This is a genomic window from Serratia sp. LTN-2 (assembly GCF_059740205.1).
Genome location: NZ_JCAXDO010000027.1, coordinates 26,272 through 35,469, shown reverse-complemented (window position 1 = coordinate 35,469; position 9,198 = coordinate 26,272). Strand labels below are relative to the sequence as shown.

The window sequence follows — 9,198 nt, the reverse complement described above, 5'->3', positions numbered from 1 at the left end:
GAAGATAATAAATAAGAACTCTCTCGCATAAGGTGGCACCAGAAGACATTTTATGGTGCTACCTTGTTGGCACAGTAGAGTGCCCCAAGCTAGCAAATAATGTCAACCCCCCCCCTAAATCACCATCAGATTCCCCCGTTCCACCTAACATGCTATTTCCTGATAACTAAATCACTGAAAAGTATTATCAACATATTGATTACTGATCTTTTTAAATAGTGAATAAAAGCTTGCCAACAATAAAAAGTATCCTATATTTAAAGGTGTAAACAATATTCTTTCCTATACACTCAAAGAGATATTATTATGGATGCTAACACTATTGTAAATCTTGTAATTGGTGGTGTCATTGGCTGGTTGTCAGGTTACTTGCCATTTGTCAAACAATTTGGTGCGGATAATATAACAAGAACGATTGCCAATGTTATTTGTGGGGTAATTGGTGGTGGTGCGGGTGCAGCAGCTGTGGATGGAATTTTTGAGAACGCAGGAGCTCTCTCTCTAGTAAATCTGCCCAGTTTGATTGGCGCCGTAGTGGGCTCAGGCCTACTATCAACAATATCATCGATAATTGTTAGTAAAATTAAAGGTTGATTGTTGGGGGGGGGGATATACTTGTGAGGCTCCCGAAAGGCTGAGAGATCCCAAGTAAACAGTGTTAATAAATCAGCACCAAGATCATATGCATGTCGATGAAGGCCCAAATGGCCTTATCATGCAATTCAATAGACCATAATAATCATATTTTGTACGGCCCAGGCGCCTTATACAAGTTTGTAACGTCAGGTTAGAATCATTAGCGAAAAACTAAGTAATTGAAGTTGTGTTTATTAATATAATAAAACCACGTTAGTTAACGGCTAACGTGGTTTTTGTTTAACTTGCATTTAAATTACATTGTATAAGCTAGTCTTTTTGAGAGCGTACAATTGAAATACAATGATTTTTTCGATTTTTTTGTTATCATGATAATTGTTATTCTGTTATCAATTTCTTTTGCATTGGCCTTTGTTCTCTGGGTTTTGTCATAGTTCGAGAAGCGATTGGACAAACCTCCGCCGGCTCTTATTCTGCCTTGGCACCGGATTTCTGTCAGGCCGTTATCAATAGGCTACATGCGGCACTGAATAAAAGTGAACCTAGGAATCCAGTGTTAATCACTGCCATTTATGTACGACGTTTTTTACGTAAAGTCGTGGAGCGTGAATTCCCAGCTTTACAGGTGCTATCTTTCCTGGGGATTGGTGAAGATACTGAACTTCGTGTAATCGGTAATATAGACCTAATTGGAGGGGAGTTAACATCATGCCCCCCCCTATGCGAAATTGATTTTCCAGACCATACATAACCGCCTGACCTCGTCACCAGTCACATTGTCTGGTGAGAAATTCGCGGGCAAAGTGGTGGGAATAGGCCCCACGCTATTGCGCGCCTCGCTGCCTAGCGTTAGTCTGGCAGAACTGTGCTGCCTAGAACCCAGCGGTATTGAGGCTGAAGTAGTAGCTGTTGAAGGCCATTACGCCCTGCTATCTCCCTTTACCGTACCTCTGGGGGTGACTGTTGGCAGCCAAGTACAGCCCAGCGGCCATTTTTGTAAGTATCCCAGCAAAACGAACCATTCACTTTTAGAGATCTTCCGACATACTGATTATGTCCTCTGAGGAGATCGCCATGCGTAAAGCCCGATTCACCGAACACCAGATCATTACCGTTCTGAAGTCCGTCGAAACCGGACGTACCGTCAAGGATGTCTGCCGTGAAGCCGGTATATCTGAAGCCTCGTACTACAACTGGAAAGCAAAGTATGGCGGTATGGAAGCCTCTGATATCAAAAAGATGAAAGACCTAGAGGATGAAAACCGACGCCTCAAACAGATGTTTGCTGATCTCAGCCTTGAGTGCCGGGCACTTAAAGACGTCATCGAAAAAAAGCTTTAAAACCAGCGATAAAGCGTGAACTTGTCAGCTATCTGACGGCGCAATTTGCCATGAGTTTACGCCAGGCCTGTAGGACGTTATCGCTGAGCAGGACGGTATATTTTTATCAGCCCGATGCCCGGCGTAATGAACCGGTGATCCATGCGCTGACTGAACGGTAGCACGCCTACGGCGTGAGCTCGTCTGCTACGCAGCCGAAGTCCTTTCCACCTTCCTCGACGCATTTTATACTGTGCATCATGTACATACCGCGACCTGCAAAGCTTTTGTTCCAACACAACCAGGGCTGGGAACGCTTTCTCGAGAAGAATGGCCATCAGCTCAGCGACTGGACCAAACTCGCCGTCGAACGCATGCTCGCCTGCGGCACCTGCGCCATGGGCGTACGACGCTATTGCTGCAGTTCACCTGACTGTAAGCACTCTCGCTTTCTCTGCCAGACCTGCAAATCCAAGGTCTGCAGCAGCTGCGGCCTCAAGGGCACCGAACAGTGGATTGCCGAGCAGCAGCACATTCTGCCCGACTGCGACTGGCAACATATCACCTTCACCATGCCGCACTTGCTGTGGCCGTTCTTCAACAACAATTGGCCGCTGCTCAACGACCTCTTTCGCTGCGCCACCCGCGCCATGCTCAGGCACGCGCGCAAGCTGGGCATCGAGGTCGGCACCTTCTGCGCGCTGCACACCTACGGACGACAGCTCAATCAGCCCCCGCACATCCACGTCTCCATTACCCGTGGCGGCCTCGATGTCAAACACGGCGTCTGGCGCGACCTGTTCTTCAAAAAACAGCAGGTCGAAGAAATCTGGCGCGGCGCCGTTATCCGCTTGCTGCGCGCCAGCTACGACCGCGTTAACCCGGCCTCCCTGCCCGGTCATGGCCACATTCGTGATGAGAAGCAGTGGAAACGCTACCTGCAGGCGCAATATCAGCGTCACTGGAAGGTCCACTTCGCCAAAAAGACTCACGGAGCCTGGCACAGCGTAAAATATCTGGGCCGGTACCTGAAGCGCCCGCCGGTGGCGGCATCGCAACTCCGCCATTACCATGGGGGTTCGGTGGTTCACCAGTACTATGACCACACGACGCAGCAGCATAAGCGCCAAAAGTTGACTCAGGAGGAGATGCTCCGCCGTTACGTCAGCCATATCCCGGCACGACACTTTAAAATGGTGCGCTACTACGGCTTCCTGGCCAACCGCAAACGGGGCTCGTTGCTGCCGAAAGTCTACGAAGCATTGGAGATGACGCCACGCGAAAAACCGCAGAAGCCGGGGTTCGCGGTGCTGATGAAAGCGTTCCTGGGCACCGACCCGTATCAGTGCATCCTGTGCAAAGGCCGACTGCGTTTTGCCAGTGCCGTAGCGGGCGAGCACGCTACAAAAATGCTCTGTGACAGGCTGCACCGGATGGTGAAAAAACGATGGCTTCAGGCACCGGCTCTGGATAAGTGCGCCTAAAAAACGGCTTTTAGATGAAAAAAACAGCAAATACAGTTTTTTTACGCATTATTCTGTGACAGCCTTCGCCATATGGGGAGCTCCTTTGCCTAAGTTCATGGTTAGGAAACCCAAAAAGGGCCGATTGAGTTTCCTAACCATGAAACAGTTTAGGATTTTGATCTCCTATTTAGAACGCAGTTAGCCAGTGGAGAACGCGGCCTAGATAGAGAAGTAAAAAATCCCACTTCAGAACTTGACAACTAAAAAGAAATTATACTATATAGATATTAAATGAATTTGCAGCATTTGCTTTTTAATGCTAGGGCAAATGTCGACAGAACCGCTTATTGAGAATTATAAATTCACGATAAAAGGTTCAGTGGCCGGACGAATATGTTACTTTATAGGCTTGGTAACCAACCTAGCACTAACAATATGGTTTTTTTATTTTTTATCGTTATGAGTGTAAAAACCTTACAGTTTAAACAGGTTGGTACTTTATGAATACTCTTATGCGGGTGATAAAAAAGAAATTAACATAGATCCTATTGCTGTAGCTTTGTTGAATGGTATGTTATTTAGTGATAAAAATAAATTTTGTGTGTTAAAGGTAAAGAATTTAGTTATGGAGGTTGAATCAATTTTTGATTTTCACCTTAGAAAGGAAAGCTTATATAAATTACCAATTAAAGAGCCTAGGTATGTATTGTTTCGATCGCAAAAATTTCATAGTATAAATTATTTGTCTCATAGGTTAATTCTGGGTTATTGGTGTCCGAAACTAGCCATTTTGAATGATAATGTTGAATATACATCTGCTAGAGCATCATTGTTAAAGTCCCTTCCACGAGGTAGTTACATATGTTTCATAAGAGATAGCAGTGAGTTAATGAAAATAGTTAGATGAAATTGGCATTATATTAAAAACGCCTGGAATAACAAATTCAGATAACAATTAATGAGGTTTTTATGTTTTTGCTTCCATAAAACATATACGATGATAGTGAGGGCTAAAATGATTTATGAAACAATAATATCAATTGCTGTTATAATTATCATTATTATGGTTGTTTCTTTTGTTTTTTGGATGTTTATGAAGGTGAATTAACTATTTAGTCATATGATTGATATATCCATCTACAACAACAATCAGCTGGTAGCTGAACGACCCTATAAGGATATGGTGATGAATATCATCGTTTTTCCCATGAGAAAATTATATTATTTCAGGTTTGGATTAGGCCTATCTATACTTCTATCGATAGCCTTGTCATCTGCCGGGGCGGCTATACCTACAACAAATTTGCAACCAGCACCCTCAGCCTATAAGGTCATTAAGGTGCGCTATCCTTCCGTTCCAATAGCTGGGTCTGAGTTGGAAAAAACATCAAAAAACATCAAAAATAGAAATTTTATAAAAAGAAGAGCTGAAATAAAACCGATAGAAGAATGTTCATCAAGTGAATGTGAGAAAAAGGAGGGAATAAGACTGTCAAAGCTAAAGTGAAGTATCCTCTATGACGGTTTGAAGGGCTCTGTCGCATTAAGGCTGCGCCAGGTAACATGCTGTTTTTTTTGTAATGTTGTCTGTTAATGTCTCTGATCCGAAATGCCTTCAAACGCCTGCATTATCCCGTCGATATCATCGCGCAATGTGTCCGCTGGTACCTGGCTTACTCACTGAGTTTGCGCAACCTAGAGGAAATGATGACAGAGCGTGGTGTCATCGTTGACCACTCGACATTGCACCGTTGGGTCATCCGTCTGGTACCGTTGCTGGATAAGGCCTTTCGCCGACATAAACGTCCCGTGGGGCGTCAATGGCGAATGGATGAAACCTATATCAAAATCAAAGGCCAGTGGAAATATCTGTACCGGGCAGTTGATACCGCGGGCCAGACCATCGACTTTTTACTGACCGCTAAGCGTGATGCTGGTACAGCTCAGCGCTTTTTCCGCAAGGCTATTAGCCAGAGACCGTGACTATAGATAAAAGCGGCGCCAACACGGCGGCGCTGGCCACACTCAACGCCGGTAAACCTGATGAAGAGACGATCACCATCAGGCGGAGTAAGTATCTGAACAACCTAGTGGAACAGGATCATCGAAATATTAAACGGCGAACTCGACCGATGTTGGGGTTCAAATCATTCCGGCGAGCACAAACGATACTGGCAGGCATTGAGTTAATCCACATGATACGCAAAGGGCAACTTCGGCATTCCCCCGGTGACGGATGGTCACGGGCAGAGCAATTTTACCTGTTGGCCGTCTGAAAAATAGGCCGTGCAACTTTTTCTGACCTGTCGTCATTAACGCGACACAACCCCATTTATCGCAATAAAATAACCGTGATTTATATTTGAATGTGCTAGCATTTTTAATATTTTTCTTACTAGTCATAGTAAATTTGGTTCAGTATATTTTTATAAAACCTGACTAGTAAGAAATTGGAGTGTTAATGTTTTGTTTGTTTCTTTATTTAACAGTGGGTTGTGAGTTTGTCGGTTTTTATTGTCCCGCCAGAGCTATTGAAAATTCAATATGAGTATGAGACCTTACTTGTCACATGTAATGCCGTGAGTTGATTTGATATTAGCATGACGTTATTTGTAGGTGCTTTAAAGATTGGGTTTTCCCCATAGCTTGTCACTTATTTAATCAGGCTTGGTGCGGTTTAGCTAAAGTTTGCACTTCCTGTCATATATTAAAGGTAAAAGATGTCATGAATACTCAACGTAAGCTTGATAAAGTGCGGCCACCCCGAGTTCAGATTACTTATGATGTTGAATTGGGCGGTACGGTAGAGAAAAAAGAATTACCTTTAGTCATTGGTGTTATCGGGAAGTTTTCTGAACAGGATGTTTCTTTGCGTGATCGCCGATTCATGCACATTGATAAAGATAATTTTAATGCTGTAATGGAATGGCTGGCACCCTCACTGGATATTCAGGTGGAAAGTGTATTGCCAGGGGAAGCTGGTTTTTTAAATATCGACTTACAGTTTAAATCCATGGCGGATTTTTCTCCGGAAAGCCTGGCCAAGAAAATCGAACCTCTACGTAATTTATTAGACATCAGGGGGAAACTGAGTGACCTGAAAGGCCGGGTACTCAGTAACGAAAAATTACGCGACCGCCTTGCGGCGATTCTGTTGGAGCAAGAATAAATTCTTGCCACAAGAAAATAACGAGGCTGATGCTGGCGTAATAGAAAATATTCCAGAAAACAGAAAACCAGAAAGTAACGAACCGGAAAGCAGTAATGCACAGTGAGGGAAGTATGGAGCAAAGTTCTGTAGAGCAGAAAACGCTGGATACGTTAGCAGAGGATCAGGATATTCTTGACCAAATTATCGATAATACTCAGGCTATTCGTCGTGAAGCTGATCGTGACCGCGTCAAGGGCCAGCTCGACCAATTTTTGTCTGAAGTCACTGCCGGTTCTCTGGTCGTTTCTGGTGATTTAATCAACAGTATTGAAGTACGTATTGCTGCGATTGATGCCCTGATGTCTGCACAATTGAGCAAAGTATTGCACCATCCAGAATTTCAACAGTTAGAGTCTTCCTGGACGGGATTAAAAGGGCTACTAGATCAGAGTGAAACGGATAACACCCAGATCCGTATGTTGAACGCTACCAAAAGCGACCTGATAAAAGATTTTAAATCCTCTTCAGATTTTGATCAGTCAATGCTGTTTAAAAACGTATACGAATATGAATATGGCACCTTTGGTGGTGAACCCTATTCTGCATTTGTGGGGGATTTTGATTTTGATAACAGCCCGGAAGATCTTTATTTGTTGGAGCAGATTTCCCATGTTGCCGCAGCGGCCCATGCTCCATTCCTCAGTTCGGCCAATGCCGGGATGCTCGGGTTAAATGATTTCAGTGAATTGCCACGCCCACGCGATATGTCCAAATTGTTTGAAACCTCTGACTATCTGCGCTGGAAGCGTTTCCGTGAGTCTGATGATTCCCGTTATGTTGGCCTCACCCTCCCACGAGTGATCGGGCGTCTACCTTACGGTGCGAAAACCATTCCAGTAGAGCAGTTCTGTTTTGAAGAAAGAGTTCAAGAAGACGACAGCCATAGCTATCTGTGGGTCAATGCCGCTTATTCTCTGGCTGGGCGTATGGTCAGCGCATTCGAGCGCTATGGTTGGTGTGCTGCCATCAGAGGCGTGGAAGGCGGCGGGCTGGTAGAGGCTTTACCCACCCACCATTACGTTTCTGTTTCAGGTGAAAGACGTCTGCAATGCCCGACGGAAGTTGCCATTACTGATCGCCGGGAAAAAGAGCTGGCAGAATTGGGTTTTATTCCGTTGGTTTATTATAAAGGGACTGATTACGCGGCATTTTTTTCGGTACAATCGCCAAACCGACCACGAAAATACAGTTCAGATCTGGCAAATGCGAACGCAAAATTGTCTACGCAGTTGCAATATATTATGCCAACCTCACGTTTTGCCCATTATCTGAAAATGATTGTGCGCGATAAAGTAGGTAGTTTCATGTCTCGTGGTGAATGTCAGGCTTATCTGCAAAGTTGGATGAACCAATATATTGTTGGCTCCGATACCGTTGGTGCGGAAATTAAAGCGAGTCATCCACTGCGCGAGGCAAGAGTAGACGTTATTGAAGTACCTGGTTCACCGGGAAATTATCGTGCAGTGGCCTATTTAAGGCCTCACTTCCAATTGGAAGGGTTAAGTATGTCATTACGTCTGGTTGCTGACTTACCACCGTCTTCAGCCGCTTGATGATTTTTAATCATAACTGGAGTGATAAATAATGAGTTCTGCGATTTTTTTGAAAATTGATGGTATAGATGGTGAAAGTACGGATAGCAAGCACCAGAAATGGATCGAACTGGAGCATATTAACTTCGGTGTCGCTAACCATGCACGTATTGCTGACAGTGGTAAGCGTAAAATCACCATGGCGACAGCAGATTTCAGAACGATAGATTGTCTGAAAACGATGGACAGTAGCTCAATTAAATTACTGTCTGCTGTAGCACAAGGTACAACAATTAAAGCGATAAAATTAGAAATCTGTACAATGATCAAAGGTGCGCTTCATCCTTATGCTGAAGTGGAGCTGGATGAGTGCGCTATCTCAGCGGTACAGCAAAGTTGTTCAAAAGGTGGCGGTTATCCGCAAGAACAATTCACCATCACTTTTTCTAAAATCAAGTGGACATTCACGCCGATCAAAGACGATGGTTCTGCGGGTAGCAAGGTGGGTCCAGAGGGTTGGAATCTGCTCGAGAACATCAAGCAATAAAATGGCGGGCTACTGCTGGCATATACCTGGCAGTAGCCCCAAAGGATAATAATAATGTTACTTAAACCTTCATTCCTTCACCGCTTGCAAGATCATAATCCTCGTGATGAAGAACATGGTATTACACCCATGTATAAACGGCCGGAGATTGTTCAGAGTTTAATGAGCGACCTCAATATGTTGTTTTCATCAAGGCCATTATCATCCGGTACTACACTTTATGGTGAGCTTCCCAAATCGGTGCTCAATTATGGTGTCTTTGACGTTATCGATGTAGATATTTCAGATAATGAGCGAATTGAAGCATTAAGTAATTTTATTACCCAGGCATTATCCTGGTTTGAGCCACGCTTAGAGAATGTGGTCATAACCATGCAAAATAATACGCCGGAAAGAATTATATTCTGTCTGAGTGGTATTTTTATTTATGAGCCGGTTGCATTTTCTATTTCATGGAGTAACACAGCATATACATACACCTTGAATAATTGAAATTTCCTTAACAAGGAAAATATTAGTCTTATG

General features: G+C 44.1%; 9 protein-coding genes and 2 pseudogenes. All 11 read left to right on the top strand.

Going from position 1 to position 9,198, the window contains the following annotated elements:
- The first annotated feature begins 306 nt into the window (after positions 1-306).
- Complete coding sequence (locus AC6BYQ_RS26310) at positions 307-594, top strand: hypothetical protein (RefSeq protein ID WP_498057787.1); 288 nt, start codon at positions 307-309, stop codon at positions 592-594.
- Positions 595-985: 391 nt separating this feature from the next.
- Positions 986-1,348 (top strand): FHIPEP family type III secretion protein, encoded by a 363-nt coding sequence (locus AC6BYQ_RS26305; RefSeq protein ID WP_498057789.1) that lies wholly within the window; start codon positions 986-988, stop codon positions 1,346-1,348.
- A 323-nt stretch (positions 1,349-1,671) separates the two neighbouring features.
- A pseudogene (locus tag AC6BYQ_RS26300) lies at positions 1,672-2,093 on the top strand (transposase); the annotation flags it as partial.
- A gap of 84 nt (positions 2,094-2,177) precedes the next feature.
- Positions 2,178-3,401: an IS91 family transposase gene (locus tag AC6BYQ_RS26295; protein WP_498057786.1), complete on the top strand. Its 1,224-nt coding sequence runs from the start codon at positions 2,178-2,180 to the stop codon at positions 3,399-3,401.
- 472 nt (positions 3,402-3,873) lie between these two features.
- On the top strand, positions 3,874-4,290 hold the full coding sequence (locus tag AC6BYQ_RS26290) for a hypothetical protein (RefSeq protein WP_498057785.1): 417 nt from the start codon (positions 3,874-3,876) through the stop codon (positions 4,288-4,290).
- Between the two features lie 279 nt (positions 4,291-4,569).
- Complete coding sequence (locus tag AC6BYQ_RS26285; RefSeq protein ID WP_498057784.1) at positions 4,570-4,890, top strand: hypothetical protein; 321 nt, start codon at positions 4,570-4,572, stop codon at positions 4,888-4,890.
- Positions 4,891-4,976: 86 nt separating this feature from the next.
- Positions 4,977-5,659: pseudogene (locus AC6BYQ_RS26280) on the top strand (IS6 family transposase).
- 449 nt (positions 5,660-6,108) lie between these two features.
- Positions 6,109-6,552, top strand: coding sequence for a type VI secretion system contractile sheath small subunit (gene tssB / locus AC6BYQ_RS26275; protein WP_498057783.1), 444 nt, complete (start codon positions 6,109-6,111; stop codon positions 6,550-6,552).
- A gap of 113 nt (positions 6,553-6,665) precedes the next feature.
- The gene (gene tssC / locus AC6BYQ_RS26270; RefSeq protein ID WP_498057782.1) at positions 6,666-8,147 is read left to right on the top strand and encodes a type VI secretion system contractile sheath large subunit; all 1,482 of its coding nucleotides are present in this window, start codon (positions 6,666-6,668) and stop codon (positions 8,145-8,147) included.
- A gap of 31 nt (positions 8,148-8,178) precedes the next feature.
- Positions 8,179-8,673, top strand: coding sequence for an Hcp family type VI secretion system effector (locus AC6BYQ_RS26265; RefSeq protein ID WP_498057781.1), 495 nt, complete (start codon positions 8,179-8,181; stop codon positions 8,671-8,673).
- Between the two features lie 54 nt (positions 8,674-8,727).
- Entirely contained in the window at positions 8,728-9,165 is a 438-nt protein-coding gene (locus AC6BYQ_RS26260; protein ID WP_498057780.1) for a type VI secretion system baseplate subunit TssE, read from the top strand.
- Positions 9,166-9,198: the final 33 nt, after the last annotated feature.